This window comes from Kutzneria sp. NPDC052558 (genome assembly GCF_044547355.1).
In the GTDB taxonomy this organism is placed as follows: Bacteria; Actinomycetota; Actinomycetes; order Mycobacteriales; family Pseudonocardiaceae; genus Kutzneria.
This window is the reverse complement of record NZ_JBIUAG010000007.1, coordinates 38,916-58,093: the sequence shown is the minus strand read 5'-3', so window position 1 is coordinate 58,093 and position 19,178 is coordinate 38,916. Positions and strand designations below refer to the sequence as shown.

17 protein-coding genes are annotated in these 19,178 nt (G+C 69.8%); 8 read left to right on the top strand and 9 right to left on the bottom strand.

The features are described from left to right. Positions 1-22 precede the first annotated feature (22 nt). From ACIG5F_RS14550 to ACIG5F_RS14540, 3 genes are read right to left on the bottom strand one after another with little or no spacing between them, the layout of a single operon-like run. Complete coding sequence (locus tag ACIG5F_RS14550; RefSeq protein ID WP_396518161.1) at positions 23-1,033, bottom strand: ABC transporter ATP-binding protein; 1,011 nt, start codon at positions 1,031-1,033, stop codon at positions 23-25. Next, on the bottom strand, positions 1,030-3,027 hold the full coding sequence (locus tag ACIG5F_RS14545; protein WP_396518160.1) for a dipeptide/oligopeptide/nickel ABC transporter permease/ATP-binding protein: 1,998 nt from the start codon (positions 3,025-3,027) through the stop codon (positions 1,030-1,032). Before ACIG5F_RS14545 ends, ACIG5F_RS14550 begins: the two co-directional genes overlap by 4 nt. Before the next feature lie 2 nt (positions 3,028-3,029). Further along, on the bottom strand, positions 3,030-4,004 hold the full coding sequence (locus tag ACIG5F_RS14540; RefSeq protein WP_396518159.1) for an ABC transporter permease: 975 nt from the start codon (positions 4,002-4,004) through the stop codon (positions 3,030-3,032). Positions 4,005-4,208: 204 nt separating this feature from the next. Here ACIG5F_RS14540 and ACIG5F_RS14535 point away from each other — a divergent pair, with 204 nt between their 5' ends. Next, positions 4,209-5,135 carry a zinc-binding dehydrogenase gene (locus ACIG5F_RS14535; protein ID WP_396518158.1) on the top strand — a complete coding sequence of 309 codons (927 nt, stop codon included), beginning with the start codon at positions 4,209-4,211 and terminating at the stop codon, positions 5,133-5,135. 7 nt (positions 5,136-5,142) lie between these two features. Here ACIG5F_RS14535 and ACIG5F_RS14530 read toward each other — a convergent pair whose 3' ends face one another. Further along, positions 5,143-5,895 carry a GntR family transcriptional regulator gene (locus ACIG5F_RS14530; RefSeq protein ID WP_396518157.1) on the bottom strand — a complete coding sequence of 251 codons (753 nt, stop codon included), beginning with the start codon at positions 5,893-5,895 and terminating at the stop codon, positions 5,143-5,145. A 118-nt stretch (positions 5,896-6,013) separates the two neighbouring features. On the opposite strand from ACIG5F_RS14530, the gene ACIG5F_RS14525 reads away from it, so the two are divergent. From ACIG5F_RS14525 to mdlC, 4 genes are all read left to right on the top strand, one after another. Continuing rightward, entirely contained in the window at positions 6,014-6,937 is a 924-nt protein-coding gene (locus ACIG5F_RS14525) for an aldo/keto reductase family oxidoreductase (protein WP_396518464.1), read from the top strand. Between the two features lie 142 nt (positions 6,938-7,079). Further along, positions 7,080-7,742: a Crp/Fnr family transcriptional regulator gene (locus ACIG5F_RS14520; protein ID WP_396518156.1), complete on the top strand. Its 663-nt coding sequence runs from the start codon at positions 7,080-7,082 to the stop codon at positions 7,740-7,742. Between the two features lie 37 nt (positions 7,743-7,779). Continuing rightward, a complete protein-coding gene (gene mgrA / locus ACIG5F_RS14515) occupies positions 7,780-8,766 on the top strand; it encodes an L-glyceraldehyde 3-phosphate reductase (RefSeq protein ID WP_396518155.1) in 987 nt (328 codons plus the stop codon). Between the two features lie 59 nt (positions 8,767-8,825). Next, positions 8,826-10,409, top strand: a complete 1,584-nt coding sequence (mdlC, locus tag ACIG5F_RS14510) for a benzoylformate decarboxylase (RefSeq protein WP_396518154.1) — start codon at positions 8,826-8,828, stop codon at positions 10,407-10,409. Here mdlC and ACIG5F_RS14505 read toward each other — a convergent pair. From ACIG5F_RS14505 to ACIG5F_RS14490, 4 genes are read right to left on the bottom strand one after another with little or no spacing between them, the layout of a single operon-like run. Next, positions 10,403-11,152 carry an ABC transporter ATP-binding protein gene (locus ACIG5F_RS14505; protein WP_396518153.1) on the bottom strand — a complete coding sequence of 250 codons (750 nt, stop codon included), beginning with the start codon at positions 11,150-11,152 and terminating at the stop codon, positions 10,403-10,405. The genes mdlC and ACIG5F_RS14505 overlap by 7 nt on opposite strands. A 1-nt stretch (position 11,153) precedes the next feature. Next, entirely contained in the window at positions 11,154-11,924 is a 771-nt protein-coding gene (locus ACIG5F_RS14500) for an ABC transporter permease (RefSeq protein WP_396518152.1), read from the bottom strand. Further along, a complete protein-coding gene (locus tag ACIG5F_RS14495; RefSeq protein WP_396518151.1) occupies positions 11,921-12,685 on the bottom strand; it encodes an ABC transporter permease in 765 nt (254 codons plus the stop codon). Before ACIG5F_RS14495 ends, ACIG5F_RS14500 begins: the two co-directional genes overlap by 4 nt. Before the next feature lie 7 nt (positions 12,686-12,692). Beyond that, a complete protein-coding gene (locus ACIG5F_RS14490; protein ID WP_396518150.1) occupies positions 12,693-13,718 on the bottom strand; it encodes an ABC transporter substrate-binding protein in 1,026 nt (341 codons plus the stop codon). A 544-nt stretch (positions 13,719-14,262) separates the two neighbouring features. On the opposite strand from ACIG5F_RS14490, the gene ACIG5F_RS14485 reads away from it, so the two are divergent. The 3 genes from ACIG5F_RS14485 to ACIG5F_RS14475 are packed head-to-tail and all read left to right on the top strand — an operon-like array spanning position 14,263 to position 17,794. Next, complete coding sequence (locus tag ACIG5F_RS14485; protein WP_396518149.1) at positions 14,263-16,806, top strand: nitrate- and nitrite sensing domain-containing protein; 2,544 nt, start codon at positions 14,263-14,265, stop codon at positions 16,804-16,806. Next, the gene (locus ACIG5F_RS14480) at positions 16,803-17,225 is read left to right on the top strand and encodes a roadblock/LC7 domain-containing protein (RefSeq protein ID WP_396518148.1); all 423 of its coding nucleotides are present in this window, start codon (positions 16,803-16,805) and stop codon (positions 17,223-17,225) included. Before ACIG5F_RS14485 ends, ACIG5F_RS14480 begins: the two co-directional genes overlap by 4 nt. Beyond that, entirely contained in the window at positions 17,222-17,794 is a 573-nt protein-coding gene (locus tag ACIG5F_RS14475; RefSeq protein ID WP_396518147.1) for a GTP-binding protein, read from the top strand. The genes ACIG5F_RS14480 and ACIG5F_RS14475 overlap by 4 nt, the downstream gene beginning before the upstream one ends. A gap of 341 nt (positions 17,795-18,135) precedes the next feature. Here ACIG5F_RS14475 and ACIG5F_RS14470 read toward each other — a convergent pair whose 3' ends face one another. Then, positions 18,136-18,951, bottom strand: a complete 816-nt coding sequence (locus tag ACIG5F_RS14470) for a glycosyltransferase family 2 protein (RefSeq protein ID WP_396518146.1) — start codon at positions 18,949-18,951, stop codon at positions 18,136-18,138. Positions 18,952-19,178 lie beyond the last annotated feature (227 nt).

Here is a 19,178-nt window from a genome sequence, read left to right as displayed (position 1 = left end):
TCACTGAGCATCGGCCGTTCTATCAGAGAGTTGTGGCTGCTGCGACGGGCTCGGGATTGTCCGCGTACAGCCAGCACCGCGCGGTGTGGCCGTCGGCGAGGGGGAAGGTCGGCGGCGATTCCTGCTGGCAGCGGGCCATCGCGAACGGGCAGCGCGGATGGAACCGGCAGCCGCTCGGCGGCGAGATCAGGCTCGGCGGCTGCCCGATGTCCTTGACCCGCTTGGCATCCGTGCGCGACGGGTCCGGGGCCGAGGAGATCAGCAGCTGGGTGTAGGGATGCGCGGCCCGCTGCGTGACGGTCTCGGACGGGCCGGTCTCGACGATCTCGCCGGCGTACATCACCGCCGTGTCCGCGGCGAAGTAGCGGGCCGAGGCGATGTCGTGCGTGACGTAGAGCATGGCCACGTCCCGCTCCTCGGTCAGGCGCCGCAACAGGTTCAGGATGCCCAGCCGGATTGAGACGTCCAAACTGGACACCGGCTCGTCGGCCAGGAACACCTCCGGGCTGGCCGCGAGCGCCCGGGCAATGGACACCCGCTGGAGCTGGCCGCCGGACAGCTCGTGCGGGAACTTCTCGGTGAACTGCCGTGGTGGCGCCAGGTTCGTCTGGGTGAGCAGGTCGTCGATCACCGCCAGCTGCTCGGCCCCGCGCTTGTCCTCGTGGTGGATGGACACCGCGCGACGCAGCGTGCTGGCGATGGAGGCCACCGGATTGAAGGAGGCGAACGGGTCCTGGAGGATCAGCTGCACCTTGCTGACGTGGTCGCGGAAGGCCTTGCCGCGGGTGGCCCGCACCGCCTGGCCGTGCAGGCGGATCTCGCCGCTGGTCACCGGATAGAGCTGGGCCAGCAGTCTGGCCAAAGTGGACTTTCCCGAGCCGGATTCGCCGACCAGCGCGGTGATCCGCCCGGCGTACAGCTTGAGCGAGACGTTGTCCACGGCGTGCACCACCCGGCCGCCGCCGCGCTTGATCAGGCCACGCACCGGGAAGTGCTTGGTGACGTCGACGGCCTCCAACACCGGTGCGGTCATGCGGTCTCACCCATCCTGACGGCGTGGTTGTCGGAGTAGAGCAGGCAGGCGGCCGCGGCGGAGCCGATCTGGTACAGCGGCGGCTCCTGCTCGGCGCACGCGTCGAAGGCGACCGGGCAGCGGGGTCGGAACGCGCAGCCGCTGGGCAGCCGCCGCAGGTCCGGCGGCGAGCCGGGAATGCCGGACAGCTCCCGCTTCGGGCCGCTGAGCGTGGGGAAGGACTCCAGCAGGCCCCGGCTGTAGGGGTGCTGCGGCCGCTGGTGGAAGTCCTCGGCCGCGGCCAGCTCCACGATCTTGCCGCCGTACATCACCGCGATCGTGTCGGACATCTCGATCAGCAGCGACAGGTCGTGGGTGATGAACACGACCGAGAAGCCGAGCCGGTCCTTGAGCTCCATGATCTTGTCGATGATCTGCCGCTGGATCACCACGTCCAGCGCGGTGGTCGGCTCGTCCATGACGATGATCTCGGGGTCCAGCGCCAGCCCGACCGCGATCATCGCCCGCTGTCGCATGCCGCCGGACAGCTCATGCGGGTAGGAGCCGGCGCGGTCGGCCGCGATGCCCACGATGCCGAGCAGTTCGACCACGCGGGCGGCCCGCTCGGGGGCGGTGCTGCCGGGCCGGTGCGCCACCAGGGCGTCCTCGATCTGCTCGCCGATCCGCATGATCGGGTTGAGCGCGTGCATCGCCGACTGGAAGACGATGGACAGCTCCTCCCAGCGGAAGGCCCGCAGCTGCTCGTCGTCCATCGCCAGCACGTCCACAATGGACCCGTCGGCGTCGGTGTAGCGGATCTCTCCCTGCGCGATCTCGGCCGGCGGCCGGTGCAGGCGAGTGATGGCATAGGCCAAAGTGGACTTTCCGGAGCCCGACTCGCCGGCGATGCCGAGGACTTCTCCCCGCCTCAAGGTGAACGACACGTCGTCGACGGCGGTGACGGCGCCGTAGTTCACCTTGAGGTTGCGGACTTCGAGGATGACATCGGTGCTGTCCGCCGTGAACGGCGCGCCCGCCGGCCGTGGCGGCCGAGCCTGGGCCCGCCTGACCCGCTTGGTGCGTTTGCGGGACACCTGCGCCCGCTGCGCCTTCACCGTGGCGATGCCGGCCTGGCGCAGCCGGGGGTTGATGAACTCGTCGATACCGAAGTTGACCAGCGACAGCGCGGTGCCGATGAGCGCGATGGCCAGCCCGGCCGGCACGAACCACCACCAGGAGCCGGTCAGCAGCGCGCTGTCGGCCTGCGCCCAGTACAGGATCGTGCCCCACGACCACTGGGTGACGTCGGTCAGCCCGAGGAACGCCAGGCTGGCCTGGGTGAGGATGGCCGCGGTGACCGTGCCCAGGAAGGCCGCGGCGATCACGGCCAGCTGGTTGGGCAGGATGTCCCGCAGGATGATCTTCGACGTGCGCTCGCCGGTGGCCCGCGCCGCCTCCACGAAGTCCCGCTTGCGCAAGGAGAGCGTCTGCGCCCGCAGCACCCGGGCGCCCCAGGCCCAGCCGGTCAGGGAGATCACCAGGATGATGCCCAGCGACCCGCTGTGCGGCAGGTAGGCGGCCAGGATGATGGTCAGCGGCAGGCCCGGCAGCACCAGGAACACGTTGGCCAGCAAGGACAACAGCTCGTCGCTGGTGCCGCCCAGGTAGCCGGCGGTCACGCCGACCAGCACTGAGAGGACGGTGGTGATCACCGCCGAGCCCAGGCCGACCAGCATTGAGGCCTGCGCCCCGTAGAGCATCTGGGACAGGATGTCCTGGCCGTTCTGGGTGGTGCCCAGCCAGTGCTCGAACGACGGCGCGGCGGTGGCGGCGTCGCTGACCGCGGACGGGTCGTAGGGCGCGATCCACGGCCCGATCACCGCCAGCACAGCAAAAACCAGGGTGATGATGACGCCGGTGAGGGTCAGCGGCCGGCGCAGCGCGCGCAGCCACAGGCGGCCGGACTCCGGCTCGGCCGGCTCGGTCTCGGCGAGGACCGCGGGTTGGATGGCCATCCTCAGCTCTCCCTCGTCCTCGGGTCGAGGAACACGTAGACGACGTCCGCCAGCAGGTTGGCCACCAGCACCATGACGGTGATCAGCAGGAAGATGGCCGACATCAGCGGGTAGTCCGCGGCCTGCGCGGCCTTGAACAGCGTCGTGCCCAGGCCCGGGTAGTTGAACACCACCTCGGTGACGATCGAGCCGCCGATCACGAAGCCCAGCGACATCGCGAAACCCGACAGCGAGGGCAGCATCGCGTTGCGCGCCGCGTACTTGTACATGATCCGCCGCCGCGACAGCCCCTTGGCCTCGGCCAGCCGGACGTAGTCCTCGGACAGCGTGGTCACCATCATGTTGCGCATGCTGATCAGCCAGCCGCCGACCGAGGTGATCACGATCGTCGCCGCCGGCAGCACCGCGTAGTACAGGGCGCTGGCGATGAAGTCGCCGGTGAAGCCGATGGTGGTGTCGACCGAGTAGCCGCCGGACAGCGGGAACCAGTTCAGCGTGATGGCGAAGACCAGCACGATGATGATGGCGAACCAGAAGTACGGGATGGACGACAGGAAGGTGGTCACCGGTATCAGCGAGTCCAGCCAGGTGCCGCGTTTCCAGCCGGCCAGGATGCCCAGGCCGGTGCCGATCACGAAGCCCAGCACCGTGCACGCGGTGATCAGGCCCAGCGTCCAGTACATGCTCTGGCCCAGCACGGTGCCCACGTCGGCCGGGTAGTAGGCGTAGGAGATGCCGAAGTCGCCGGTCAGGATGCTGTGCCAGTAGTTGAGGTACTGGGTCCACAGGCTGGCGTCCGGCTGTCCGAACAGGACCCGCAGCGCCTGGATGGCCGCCGGGCTGAGCTTGCCGTGGAACTGGTTGATCAGGTGCGACGCCGGGTCGCCGGGCATGATCCGCGGGATCAGGAAGTTCAGGCTGATCGCGACCCACGCGGTGAGCAGGTAGAAGCCGAGCTTCCTGAGCACGGTGCGCATGGCTCGGCTCCCTTCACGCCCTGACGGACGACGTACCAGTTGCAGACCACGGCATACCAGAGTGGTCAGGCGGAACGCTACTGTCTAGCGGCCGAACAGAGTAGTGACGGTGCGGAAACGTGATGCGACCATCGTGGGCGGCGATCAGGGGTGCGGCAGGTCACCAATCCACCGCATACCACTTCAAACCACTCGGAGACGAGCATGAGACTCAGCCAGCTGGTCGGCCCACGCACCTCGAAGGTCGTCTCGCTGCCCGATCCCGTGCCGGCCCCGGACCAGGTGCTGGTCGAGGTGCTGGCCTGCGGGGTCTGCACCTCCGACCTGTCGGCCTGGCGACGCCACGACCCCGGGGCCGAACCCCTGCGCCTCGGCCACGAGATCGCCGGCCGGGTCGTCGCCGTCGGCGCCCACGCCACCCGCTGGGCCGTCGGCGACCTCGTCACCGGCCTCGGCGGCGAGGGATTCGCCGACCTGGCCGTCATGGACGCGAACGCGGTTCTCCCCGTCCCCACGGGCATCGAGCCCGCGCATGCCCTCGGCGAGCCCGTCGCCGTGCTGGAGGAAGCGCTTTCCCGATCGCCCGTCGCGACCGGTCTTCGGGTCGCCGTGGTCGGCCTCGGCTTCATGGGCCTCGGGCTCGTGCAGCTGGTCAACCGGCACGCCCCGGCCCGGCTGCTCGGCGTCGATCCCGACCCGGCGCGGCGTCGGAGAGCGCTCTCCCTGGGCCTCGACGAGGCTGTGGCCCCGGACGGGCTGCCGGCCGAGTACCAGGGCGACGGCCGCATGGATCTCGTGCTCGAGGCCACCGGTGTCACCCCGGGCCTGGCCACCGCCGGTTCCCTGGTCCGGCCCTTCGGCACGCTCAACGTGATCGGCTATCACCATGCCGGCGAGGCCAAGATGGACATGGACCTCTGGTACAAGGGCGTCACCGTGGTCAACGGCTTCTGCCCGGACCGCACGCGGGTCGTGGCGGCCATGGTCACCACGCTCGACCTCATTGCCCAGCGCCGATTCAGCTACGCCCCGCTGGTCACCCACCGGTACACCCTGGACCAGGTCGACGAGGCCTTCGCGTCGATGGAGGACGCCGGACCGGACTTCGTCAAGGGCGTGCTGGTGGCGTGAAGGCCGGTCAGGGATGGGCGCGGCTGAACGAGGTGCGCAGGCGGTAGCGCTCGCCGGCGTAGCGGATCGTCGACATGAACAGCGGGGACTGGTTCTGGTCGAGGGCGAGCTGGTGCATCACCAGCAGCGGCTCGCCCGGGTCGACCTCGAGGTGGCGGGCCGTGCGGTCGTCGGCCTTGGTGGCCTCGATGGTGGAGTCGGCCCGTGCCGGCTCGACGCCGGCCTCGGCCAGCGTGGCGTACAGAGAGCGCTCTCCGAAGTCGAGTTCCCCGATGCCCGGCACCAGGCCGAGGGGCACGCGGGTGAGGTCCAGCCCGATGGGCACGTCGTTGAGCAGGCGGACCCGTTCCAGCGTGTACAGCATCGTGCCGGGGGCGATGCCCAGCCGCTCGGCCTGGTCGATGGTCGCCGGGTCGACCCGGTTCTGGAGCACCTCCGACCGTGGCGTCAGGCCCATCCGCGCGGCCGTCTCGCTGAACGACTCCAGCGTGTTCGGCCATTCCTTGCGTGGTTGCGCCGCCTTGCTGACGTACCAGCCCCGGCCGCGGGACGCGCTCAGCACGCCTTCCTCGACCAGGTGGCCCAGGGCTCGGCGCAGCGTCACCCGGCTGATGCCGAGTTGCTGGCACAGCTCGCGTTCCGGGGCCAGGCGCATGCCCGGCTTCAGCACCCCGCGCTCGATCTCGCCCCGCACCAGCGCGACCGCCTGGATCCACAGCGGGTCCGGGTAGCCCGGCAGGACGGCGGACGAGTCGCTCATGCTTGGGGACCCCATGGTCGGCGGCGGAAACTGCGGGCGCTCCAGGATAGCGGCGGCTCCCGGGCCCTTCCAGCAGGCGCGCGGGTGGGCGGCGGTGGTTAGAGTCGGCCCGGTGACCATGATCTACGGCTGTATGGGGCTGGGCGGCGCCTGGGACGACACGCCGGTGACCGCGGCGGACATCGACCGGGCCGAGCGGGCGGTGCACGCGGCGGTGGAGATCGGCGTGACCTGGTTCGACCACGCCGACATCTACACCCGTGGCAAGGCCGAGCAGGTGTTCGGCGAGGTGCTGCGCCGCGACCCCGGGCTGCGCGACCGGGTGCGGCTCCAGACCAAGTGCGGGATCCGGCTGGGGGAGAGCGCTCTCCAGGCCTACTACGACCTGTCCAGGGCCGCGATCCTGGAGCGGGCCGACGCCAGCCTGGAGCGGCTCGGCGTGGACCGGGTCGACATCCTGCTGCTGCACCGGCCCGACCCCCTGATGGATCCGGCCGAGGTCGCCGACGCGTACGGCGAGCTCCACGCCGCCGGCAAGGTCGGCGCGCTGGGCGTGTCCAACATGTCCGCCGCCCAGATGTCCTTGCTGCAACGGCATCTCGACGAGCCGCTGGTCGCCAACCAGCTGGAGATGAGCCTGCACCGGCGGGACTGGCTGGAGTCCGGCGTGCTGGTCAACCACCCCGAGGGCAGCGGGCTCAGCTTCCCCGAGGGCACCGTCGAGTACTGCCGGGCCAACGACATCCGCATCCAGGCCTGGGGCTCCCTGGCCCAGGGCGTCTACAGCGGCGCCCCACGCACCGAGGCCGACAACGCCGCCTACGACCTGGTCGACGCCATGGCCAAGGAGAAGGACACCACCGCCGAGGCCATCGTGCTCGGCTGGCTGATGCGCCACCCGGCCCGGATCGAGCCGGTCATCGGCACCGCCAACCCCGACCGCATCCGCGCCTGCGCCGACGCCGAAGCCCAGGCCGCCGCCATGACCAACGTCGAGTGGTACGCGCTGTGGACCGCCGCCCGGGGAAAGCCCGTGCCGTAGCGGGCGGCGGCGTCATGATGGGGCCCTTCCTGACGTTGGACGGGAGGATCGGTCCCTTGATCTTGGGGAGGGTGACCGCCGCTCGGGGGAAGGCGAGGCCATAACGCTCCTCCCGGGCGGCCGGAGCTGGTAGCACAGGGGAGTGGACTTCGAGACGGTGCGGGGCAGGTTGCGGGCGCTGGGGCGGCCGGCGGGGTTTCGGGGTGGGGACCTGCTGTGCGTGGCCGGCGAGGACAGCGACGAGGTGCTGCTGATCGAGTCGGGTTCGGTGAAGGTGGTGCTGCCGGGCCTGAACGGAGCGGACTCGATTGTGGGCTTCTACGGCCCGGGAGCGGTGCTGGGGGAGATGGGGGTGCTGTCGGGCAGCCGGCGGTCGGCGACGATCGTGGCGCGGTCCAGCGGCCTCGCGGTGCATGTGGACGGCCCGAGGTTTCTGGCGCTGGCGAAGGAGAATCCGGAGGTGCTGAGGTTCGTCACGGACCTGCTGCGGCAGCGGCTGTCGCTGGCGGACCGGCGGCAGGAGTACCGGGCGTCGATGGACGTGCCGGCGCGGCTGGCGAGGCAGCTGCTGGATCTGGCCCACGAGCTGGGGGAGCGGGTGGGCCCGGGGTTCGTGGTGCGCGGGGTGACGCAGGCGGAGCTGGCGCAGTTGGTGACGGCGTCGCCGAAGTCGGTGGAGCACGCGGTGTCCCTGCTGCGCCAGGACGGGGTGCTGGTCACCGACCGGCGCTATTACCAGATCGTCGACGCCGATGCCTTGGAGCGCAAGCTGGCCGACCCGGGCTGGCGGCCCGGCACCCCTTAGACTCGGGCCGTTCCGCTGATGCTGACGGGAGTCCCGAATGCCCTACGTCGCCGATGGCGCGCGCTATGCCGCCATGCCCTACCGCCGCGCCGGTCGCAGCGGCCTGAAGCTGCCGGCCGTGTCCCTGGGCCTGTGGCACAACTTCGGTGACGTGAACCGGATCGACACCCAGCGGGCGGTGCTGCGCCGGGCCTTCGACCTGGGCGTCACCCACTTCGACCTGGCCAACAACTACGGCCCGCCGCCCGGCTCGGCCGAGCAGAACTTCGGCCGGCTGTTCGCCGAGGACCTCAAGCCCTACCGGGACGAGATCCTGGTGTCCACAAAGGCCGGTTACCTGATGTGGGACGGCCCGTACGGCGAGTGGGGCTCCCGCAAGCACCTGGTGTCCAGTGTGGACGCCAGCCTGCGCCGCATGGGCCTGGACCACGTGGACGTGTTCTACCACCATCGGCCGGACCCGGACACGCCGCTGGATGAGACGATGGGTGCGCTGCACTCCATTGTACAGCAAGGAAAGGCCCTCTACGTCGGCCTGTCCAACTACTCGGCCGAGCAGACCCGTGAGGCGGCGGCGGCGCTGAAGAGCCTGGGCACGCCGCTGCTGATCCACCAGCCGTCGTACTCGATGGTGAACCGCTGGGTGGAGGGCGGCCTGCTGGACGTGCTCGACGAGGTCGGCGCGGGCTCGATCGCGTTCTCCCCGCTGGCCCAGGGCCTGCTGACCGGCCGCTACCTCAACGGCATCCCGGAGGACTCGCGGGCGGCCGGCGACAGCCCGTTCCTGACCAGCGAAGGCGTTGCGGCGCAACTGGACCGGGTGCGGGCGCTGAACGAGGTGGCGCAGGGGCGCGGACAGACCCTGGCCCAGATGGCGATCGCCTGGGTGCTGCGCGGCGGGCGCGTCACCTCGGCGTTGGTCGGCGCGAGCAGCGTCCGGCAGATCGAGGACAGCGTCGGCGCGGCCGCCAACCTCGACTTCAGCGATGACGAGCTGGCGCTGATCGAGAAGCTGTTGGCCTAGCCCGGAATTGGGGCGTCTGGCCCATTCGCGGCGGCCCGGCGCCCCCTAGGCTGGCCATCATGGCGACCGTTCGGGATGTCACGCGCGAGCTGTTCCGGCACTGGGGAACCACGGTGGTCTTCGGCAATCCGGGCTCCACCGAGCTGCCCTTCCTCGCCGACTGGCCGGACGACTTCCGTTACGTGCTGGGCCTGCAGGAAGCCGCCGTGGTCTCGATGGCCGACGCCTACGCGCAGTACACCGGCAACGCGGCGGTGGTGAGCCTGCATTCGGCCGGCGGGCTGGGGCATGCGCTGGGCAGCCTGGTCACCGCCTACCACAACCGTTCGCCGCTGATCGTGATCGCCGGGCAGCAGTCCCGGCCGCTGCTGACCGGAGTGCCGTTCCTCGGCGCCGTCGACGCGGCGAACTTCCCACGCCCCTATGTGAAGTGGGCGGCCGAGCCGGCCAGCGCGGCGGAAGTCCCGGCGGCGCTGGCCCGCGCCTACCACACCGCCACGCAGCCACCGTACGGGCCGACCTACCTGTCGGTGCCGGCCGACGACTGGAATGCCGCAGCCACACCGATTCCGCTGCGTCCGCGGGTTCGCGCCGAGCACCCGCTCACCGCGGCGGCGGTCGCCGAGATCGCCGGCGCGCTGGACGCCAGCCAACGACCGGCGTTGGTGGTGGGGGCCGCGGTCGACGCCGACGGCGCGGTGGATTCCGTCATCGAGCTGGCCGAGCGCTGCCGGGCGGCGGTGTTCGCGAGTCCGATGTCGGGGCGGTGTTCCTTCCCGGAGGACCATCCGCTCTTCGCCGGCTTCCTGATCCCGTCCCGGCAGAAGGTCGCCGAGGCGCTGGCCCAACATGACCTCGTTGTCGTGCTGGGCGCGCCGGCGTTCACTTATCACGTGCACACGGAAGATCCCGGGCCCGCGCTGCCGGTGTTGTATCTCGTGCACGAGGACGAGACCACGCTGGCGTGGGCGCCGGAGGGCATCGGATTCCGTGCCACACCACGATTGGCGATCCGGCAGCTGACCGACGCCGTCGGGCGGACGCAGCGGGAGTTCCCGCGCCCGCTGGTCCGGCCGCAGCGGCCGGCCGCGTCGGAACCGATGTCCGGATCCTTTGTGATGCACACGATTTCGACGGTGTTGCCGGTGGATGCCGTGCTGGTGGAGGAGGCGCCGGGCAGCCGCAAGGACCTGCACGAGTTCCTGCCGATCCGGTCTCGCAGCGGCGGATTTCTCACGATGTCCAGCGGTGTGCTCGGATTCGGCCTGCCGGCGGCGATCGGCGTGGCGCTGGCCCAGCCCGGGCGTCCCGTGGTGGCGGTGGTCGGCGACGGGTCCAGCATGTACACGATCTCCGCTTTGTGGACCGCGGCCCAGGAACAGACTCCGGTCGTGTTCGTGATCCTCGACAACGGACAGTACGCGGCGGTGCGCGCGCATGCCGCCGGGGACGGCGTGAGCAAGTCGCCGGGCTGGAAGCTCGGCGGGCTGGACTTCGTCGCGCTGGCCACCGGAATGGGCTGCGCCGCGCGACGGGTGGAACGGCCGGAGGACCTCGAACCGGCACTGCTGGCCGCCCTCGCCGCCGATGTCCCGACGGTGCTGCACGTCAAGATCGACCCGTACTTCGAATACCCCTACTGAACCCGGCACAGCAGCCGGGCCACGTCCGATCGCAGGTGCACGAAGGCATCGCTGGCCCGGGTGGTGATCTGCTCACGGTCCCGGGGCAGGCCCACCTTGATGTCGTCCACGACGATCGCCGGCGAGGCCGACAGCACCAGCACCCGGTCGCTGAGGTAGACGCTCTCGTCGATGTCGTGTGTGACAAGCACGATCGTCATGTCGTGCTCGGCCCGCACCTGCAACAACAGGTCCTCCAGGTCGGCCCGGGTCTGGGCGTCGACCGAGGCGAACGGCTCGTCCATCAGCATCAGGGCGGGCCGGTAGGCCAGGGCACGGGCGATGGCCACGCGTTGCTGCATGCCGCCGGACAGCTGCCATGGGTACTTGTCGGCCACGTGGGAAAGTCCGACCGAGGCCAGCGCTCGTTCGACCCGTTCGCGCCGCGCCGACCTGTTCCGTTCGCGACTGTGCAGAGGAAAGCTTACATTGCCGGCAACGGTCTTCCAGGCGAGCAGCGAACGGCTGTAGTCCTGGAACACCACGGCGAGTTCGGCCGGCACGGAGTCGACGGCCTGGCCGCGCAGCCACACCGATCCCGAGGACGGGCGCTGCAGTCCGGCCATGCACCGCAACAGGGTCGACTTCCCGCAGCCGGACGGCCCGACGACGCACACGAGTTCGCCGGGATCGACCCGGAACGACACGTTCTCCAGCGCGACGCCGTCCCGGTAGCGATGACCGAGATCGACAACCTCCAGCATGTCAGCCTCCCTGGTGCCAAGCCAGCAGCCGACCCTGCGCGGCCACGAGCATCCGGTTGAGCGTGTACCCGAGCAGGCTGATCAACAGGATCCAGGCCCACGCGTCGGGCAGGTCGAAGTCGCCCTGGGCGGACACCAGCTGGTAGCCGATGCCGCTGGTGCTGCCGACGAGTTCGGAGACCACCATCAGGATGAGCGCGATCGACAGGCTCACCCGCAGGCCGGCGAAGATCTTGGGCGCCGCCGCCGGCAGCACCACGCCGAGCAGCCAGCGCCCGCGGCCGACGCCGAACACCCGGGCGGTGTGGATCAGCGTGGTGTCGATGGACCTGGCCCCGTCGATGGTGTTGAGCAGAACCGGCCACACCGCCCCGAAAATGACGGCGGCCACCTCCATCTGGTAGCCGATCCCGAACACCACCAGGAACACCGGGACGAGCAGCGGCGGCGGAATCGCCCGGGCCACCGACAGAACCAGGCCCAGGTAGTCGGCGACCACGGCCGACCGGCCGATCGCCACGCCCAGCGCGACGCCGATCACCACGGCGCACGCCCAGCCCGCGAGCAGCCGGGCCAGACTGGGCAGGATGTCCGTGGCGATCGCGTCGCTGAGGAACAGCCGCGAGGGCGGACCGGACAGCCACAGCTGTCGCGCGGCGTCGAGGATCTCCAGTGGTGGCGGGAAATACGGGTTCGCCGCCGCCTGTGCGGCCAGCTGCCACCCGACGAGGCAACTGACCACGAGGGCGACCCGCGAGAGCAGTCGGGTCATGTCGATCCCTCCGGGGGCGACCACGGCATCCACCGGCGTTGCACACCGAGCAGGGTGGCGTTGGCCAGTGCGCCGAACAGGCCGATGAACAGGGTGCCGGCCAGCACCACGTCCATCCGGCCGCCGGTGGTCCCGGAGACGTAGACGAACTGGCCGACGCCGATGCCGCCGCCGGTCAGGAATTCCGTGCTCACCAACACGATCAGCGTGACCGAGGCGGAGAACCGGATGCCGGTGAGCACGAACGGCGCGATCGAGGGCAGCACGACGCCGGACAGCAGCCGCCAGCCGGACACCTGGTGCGCGCGGGCCGCCGCGACCACCTGGGGGTCCACCTCGCCGAGGGCGTAGCTGGTGTTGACCATGATCGGCCAGGTGGCTGCGAACACCGCCAACGTGATCTTCGCCTGGGAATCGCTGCCCAGCAAGGAGATCACCAGCGGAATGAGGGCCACGCTGGGCAGCGGCCGCAGGAACTCCACGACCGGGCCGGCGACCGTGCGCAGCCCCGGCACACCCCCCAGCACCAGGCCGGTGAGCAGGCCGAGCGCGGAGGCGAGGCCGAGCGCGATGGCCCAGGACAACAGGGTCGACACCACGTCGGCGAGAAACTCCCTGTCGCCCGCCAACATCGCCAGTCGACTCAGCACGAGGGACGGCGGCGGCACGTAGCGGGCGTCGACCAGCCCCAGCCGGCTCGCGGCCTCCCACAACAGCAGGCAGGCCGCGAGACCGGCGAGACCTCGGGTGGTGCGCCGCACGGCCGCGTTAGCTGCTCGGCGTCGGCACGAGCAGATCCTTGGCCTGCAAGGGGGCCGTGAATCCGCCGTAGGTCTTCATCAGGGTGATCACGCGTTGCAGGCGGGTCGCGTCGACCGAGGTCGGGAAGACGCCGAGGTTGAGCAGCGACACGCTCTGCTTGTCCACGCCGGTCAGCTCGGGCAGCACCTGGGCCAGCATGGTGCGGTCGGCGGCGTCCTTCTGGGCCTTGATCATCGCCCGCTGGAAGGCGGCGATGGTCTTCGGGTTCTCGGCCGCGAACTTGGAGGTGGCGATGTAGCCGCTCAACGGGATGTCCGCGGTGGAGCCGGTGATCAGCTTGATCGCCGGCTGGGCGCCGACCTGCTGTTCGGCCTGGGTGATGTAGGGCTCGGTCTCGACGCCGGCGTCGATCTGGCTGCTGGCCAGCGCGGCCGGGATGTCCGGGAAGTGAACCTCCACTTCGGACACCGAGTCCGGGCTGACGCCGTTGTCCTGCAACGTGGCCTTCAGCAGCAGTTCGGCCACGGATCCCTTCTGGTGCACCGACACCTTCTTGCCGGCCAGGTCCTTGGCGCTCTTGATGCCGGAGCTGGGCTTGGCCAGCACCACGAAGGCGCTCGGGCTGCCCTGGTAGGCGTCGGCGATCACCTTGGCGTCGATGGTCTTCTTGGCCTCGGCCTGGTAGAAGCTGACGTAGTTGGCCAGTGAGACGTCGAGGTCGCCGCTGGCCAGCGCGGGCAGCGCCTGCGGGCCGGCCTGGAAGACCTTGACCTGGACGTTGAGCCCCTCCTGTTTGAAGTAGCCCAGCTTCTCGGCCAGCTTGACCGGCGCGAAGTCGATGTTGGCGATGATGCCGATCCGGATCGTGGGCTTCTCCACCGAGACCGCCGTGCCGGCGGCCGCCGTGTCCTGCGGGCCGGAGCCGTTCAGCAGGCTGCAGCCCCCGGTCAGCAGCGCGACCGCGGCCGTGGCGGCGAGCAGCGCCGAGGGCCGCCGGGAAGTGGGCGAGTGCGTGCCGTGGCGTCGTGCCATATCAGTGGCTCTCCTGGGCGAAGAAGACATAACGAGGTGACTGCCAACGGATCGGCAATGAGAACGGGCAGATCGAACACCCGGCGTCACCACAGTGTCAAGAAGCGTCCAGGCGTTTCACAGGAAAAGCATTTCACTCGACGTTCACGTCAATGTCGCGGTGAACACGAGGCCCCACAAGGGACCTTGGTCCCATCGCGGTCACGGGGGGCGGCCGTGAGAGCGTGACCACGAGGTTTGACCCGTGCTGGCGACTTTCGTATTAACTTGTTTTACGCCGATGGGTGTCATCAACAGCGGCCGCCTGGCGGTCATTTCCCGGCGGCGTTTCCTCCAGAATCGGCTGCTGGCGATTCGGGGTTAATTCCCCTCTCGACTTGTGGGGAGTGTGCCGAGGGTGCGGGAAGTGCACAGCCAGCCAGCCGGATCAGACGCGCCACCAGCCGGAGCCGACACGGGCACACACCGGGGCGCGCCGCCCCCACGACACAGACGCCGGCCGCGGCTCATTCGCAACTGGCGCCTGCGCACCAAGCTGTTGGTGGTGCTGATCGTGCCGACGCTGGCGATGCTGACGCTGGGGGCGCTGCGACTGAGCGGACAACTCCAGGACGCGGCGCAGCTGGGCAAGGTTCAGCGCGCGCTGGCGGTCAACGCCGCGGCCACCAAGGCCGTGGACGACCTCCAGCGGGAGCGCAGCGCCGTCATCTCCTATCTGGCCAGCGATCGCAAGGACGGACTTGCCGCGCTGGCCCCGACTTTCACCGCGGTGGACAATGATGTGAGCGCCTTCACCGACACGGTGAACGCGCCGGACATCATGGACGAGTCCGTGTCGACGTCAGCCCGCAAAGGGCTGGAGGCGCTGGGCGGCCTCGGGCCGCTGCGCAACAGCGCCCAATCCACGCAGTATCCCGATTCCGCGGCGTTCACGGCGTACACCCAGATCATCGGCGTGCTGTTGCAGGCCTGCCGGGTCGCGGCCAGCGGCGTGAGCGATCCTCAGATCGGCCCGGTGGCCGGCGCGGCGCAGGCGCTCAATGACGCAAAGGAGCAGCTGGCCCAACAGAATTCGCTGCTGATGTCGGCGGCCGAGCACCGCGCTTTCCCGCCGGGCGGCGAGGATTCGATGCGTTCGGCCCGGTCCGGATTCGACTCGGCCCTCACCGACTTCGAGACCATCGCCGGCCCGGACGACCGGCAGTTCTTCGCCGACACGGTCAGCGGCCCACCGGTCGACGAGCGCAACCGACTGGTGAACCTGTCCCTCGTGCAGGCGGACGCGGACCGGCCGGTCGAGATCGCGGCCGCGGACGTGGGACCGATCGCCGACCAGACCGACAAGCTGGTGCTCCAGGTCATGACCAGGCTGTCCGACCGGTCCGCGGCCGACGCGGCCGACCTTGCCGACACCGCGCGGCAGGCGGCGTTCCGCGACGGCGCGCTGGTGCTGGCCGCGCTGCTGGCGGCGCTGGCGCTGATGACGCTGGTGGCCGGCTCGATCCTGGCCCCGCTGCGGGTGCTCCGGGAGAACGCGCTGGACATGGCCCGGGTCCGGCTGCCGGAGGCGATCAGGAAGATCCTCACCACGGCTGACCCGATCGCCGCCGCGACCGACGCGGTGCCCCCGGTTCCGGTGCACACCACCGAGGAGGTCGGCCAGCTGGCCCGGGCCTTCGACGTGGTGAACCAGCAGGCGGTGCGGCTGGCGGCCGAGCAGGCGGCCCTGCGCGGCACCATCAACGACATGTTCGTCAACCTGTCCCGCCGCATCCAGGGGCTGGTGGAACGGCAGCTCGGCGTCATCGACAAGCTGGAGAAGGACGAGGAGGATCCCGACCAGCTGGCGCACCTGTTCGAGCTGGACCACCTGGCCACCCAGATGCGGCGCAACAGCGAGAACCTGTTGGTGTTGTCGGGAACCGGGCTGGTGCGGCGAATGGCCCGGTCGGTGCCGGTGTCGGACGTGCTGGGCGCGGCAGTGTCCGAAGTGGAGAAGTACGCCCGGGTCCAGGTGGTTCGTGCGCCGGATCTCGCGGTGCAGGGCACGATCGTCAACGACCTTGTGCACCTGGTGGCCGAGTTGCTGGACAACGCGACAGCGTTCTCCGCACCGTCCACAAAGGTCGCTGTGCGCAGCGCTCGCAACCGTGAGGGCGAGTTGGCCATCGAGATTCGCGACGTCGGCGTGGGCATGAAGGAGCACGAGGTCGCCCGGGCCAACGAGCGACTGTCCAACCCGCCGGACGTGGATGTGGCGGTGTCGCGGCAGATGGGCCTGTACGTGGTGGCGCGGCTGGCCAAGCGACACCACATCAAGGTGCGGCTGCGCAACAACGACGACATCGACGGCGGCACCACCGCGCATGTGCTCGTGCCCAAGAACTTGGTGTTGGAGCTCGAAGTCGGGGCGGACACCGTGATCGAGACCGCGTCGTTGGCCGCCGGCCGGCCCAGCGCCCGGCCGGCCCTGACCGCGCCGCCGGCATCGGCCGACCTGTTCGCGGAACGGCCGGGCAAGAAGCAGACGGCCGACGCGGCCGGCGACTACGAGCCGCCCGCGCTCCGCCCGGGCAAGGCCGCGAAGCCGCCGACTCCGCGACTGGAGCAGACCGAGGAGTTGGAGCTGCCGCGGTGGTTCCGTCCCGCCGAAGGCAGCGAACCCCTGGGGGAGAAGGCAACGCTGCCCGGCCGCACGCCGGCCAAGCCGGCCAAGGAGTTCGGGCCCGGCCGTCCGCGCGACGTCGACGCCCGGCCGCGGGCGGTCGCCGACTGGGAGTCGGCCGGCGATTCCGGTTGGCAGGCGGCGAAAGCGGCCGTGACCACCACGGCCGATGACGACGTCACCTCGGCCGGTCTGCCCAAACGGGTGCCCAAGGCGCGGCTGCTGCCGGGCTCGGCCGCGCCCCGGCCGCAGAAGCAGCAGGCGGTTTCCCATGGGGGACAACGCCGTTCCGCCGACCACACGCGCAGTCGGCTGTCCACGTACCAGCATGGTGTCCAGGTGGGACGCAAGTCCGACGCGGACATGCTGTCCGGTGAACTTCCGGTCCTTCCGGCCGGGACCGGCAAGGAGGAGCAGGAGTGACCAGCGAGACCACGATAGAGGATTTCAGTTGGCTGCTCGACGACTTCGTCGACCGCGTCGCCGGTGTCGCGCACGCGATCGTGGTGTCCACCGACGGCCTGCTGCTGGCCAGTTCGGCCGGCCTGCCCAGGGATCGCGCCGAGCAGCTGTCGGCCGTGTCCTCCGGGCTGGTCAGCCTGACGCTGGGCGCCGCCCGCTGTTTCGAGGCGGGTGAGGTGCGGCAGAACATCGTGGAGATGGAGCGCGGCTACCTGTTCGTGATGGCCATCGGGGACGGCTCCTGCCTGACCGTGCTGACCTCGCCGTACTGCGAGATCGGGTTGGTGGGCTACGCCATGACCAGGCTGGTCGAGCGGGTCGGCGAGGAGCTGACCCCGGCGGTGCGGGCGCAGCTGCACAGTCGGGTGGCCTCGCGTTGACGGGCCGTGGGCCGTCGAAGGTCTCGGCGAAGATCGTGGTGGCCGGTGGCTTCGGGGTCGGCAAGACGACTTTTGTCGGGTCGGTGTCCGAGATCGTGCCGTTGACGACCGAGGCGGTGATGACCGAGGCCAGCCTAGGGGTGGACGATCTGTCGGCCACGCCGAACAAGGTCACCACCACGGTGGCGATGGACTTCGGTCGGGTGTCGCTGGACAGCGATCTGATCCTCTATCTGTTCGGCACGCCCGGCCAGCACCGGTTCTGGTTCATGTGGGACGACCTGGTGCGGGGCGCGATCGGCGCGGTGGTGCTGGTCGACACCAGACGCCTGAGCGACGCGTTCGCCTCGATCGACTTCTTCGACGACCGGCAGCTGCCCTACGTGGTGGCGGTCAACTGCTTCGACGGCATGTTGCACCACCGGATCGACGACGTGCGCGAGGCGCTGACCATCGACGAGTCGGTGCCGATCATGCCGTGTGACGCCCGCAACCGGCAGTCGACCAAGCACACGTTGATCAAGCTGACCGAGCACGCCCTGCGCCAGCACGCCGCCGCGGTCAGGTGAACCGGACGCCGCTGATGTCGATCGACACCATCACCGGGTCCAGCAACGGCTTCCCGTCGGCGGCGCGCGAGTAGGCGCGCCGCCGCCAAGTCGTTCATGTCGGTAGATATGACCGGTCGTCTCAGAGGTCGACGGTGAGCGAGAGGGGCGGGGCTGGAGCGGAGGGGTGGTGATGGGATGAGGTGGTGAATGCGGGGGTTGGCGCGGGGGACGGGATGGGGGAGTGCGCATCTCGGTGCGCGTGTCGGATCGGGAAGTGCGCGTCTCGGTGTGTGTCCACGGACCGGGAGGCTTGCCCGTTCGCTCTCAGGGGTGAACCGCGGTGATCGGCTGGGGCCGGGTCACGATTGCTGAGCGTAGTAGCCGGCCAGGGCGAACAGGCCCTGCCTGCGCAAACGGGAGACGGGGGCGTTGACGGCGCTCACGGCGCGGTCGACGGAGCGCACGCCGTTGATTCCCCGAGTATATGAGCGCTGCTCGTCATATTCGGCGCGGCCGGCGGCGCCGGAGAGGGATCCGGGGCGGATGCGGAAAGCGGCGAGGCTTTCCGGTTGGCCGTGGAAGTCGCCGTGGTCGAGCAGCCGCAGCCACAGGTCCAGATCCATCGGGAAACGCAGGCGGTGGTCGAAGCCGCCGACCGCGTCGAAGTGCTCCCGGCGGAACAGCACCGAGCCGGCCTCGCCGACCGGATTTCCGCCGTCCCGCACGACCCGGCGGGCCACGGCGGTCCGATCGTGCGTGCCGATCAGTCCGCGCAGGCCCCGGCCGGCGACCAGCCGGCGACCGGCGTCGTCGACGAAATCACGCCGGCTGGCGGTCAGTGCGAGATCGGGCCGGCCGATCAGGGCCTGATGTTGCAACCGCAAACAATCGGGCCGCAGCAGGTCGTCGGCGCACAGAAGTTTCACCAGCGGAGCCCGGCTGTAATGCACGGCCAGGTTCCAGTTCTCGGCGAGCGGGAGCACCCGTGAGTTGCGTATCACCCGAATGCGGTAATCGTCGAAAGAACGTGCGACATGTTCGGTGTGATCGGTCGAAGCGTTGTCGAGAACGATCAGCTCGAGGTCCTCGAAATTCTGTGCCAACACGCTCCGCATCGTGCTACCCAGGAAGCGTTCCGCCTGGTAGGCGGGCACGCAGACCGACACCGCCGGCATCGCGGCCCTCATCGCGCCCTCACATCCGCCCTATCGGCTTCCTGGCTCAGACGTTACCCCGATCGATGTCATCCATGGCGTGAACAGGGTCACAACCACTGACAGTGTGCCCGAAAACCGGGCAGAGCTGCGGGTTCATTCATCGTTCACACGTTCGGGTGGTGTGTTACTTAACGTCACCTCTGGACGACACGTTCACTCGTCAGCATTATTCGGGACATGCCGAG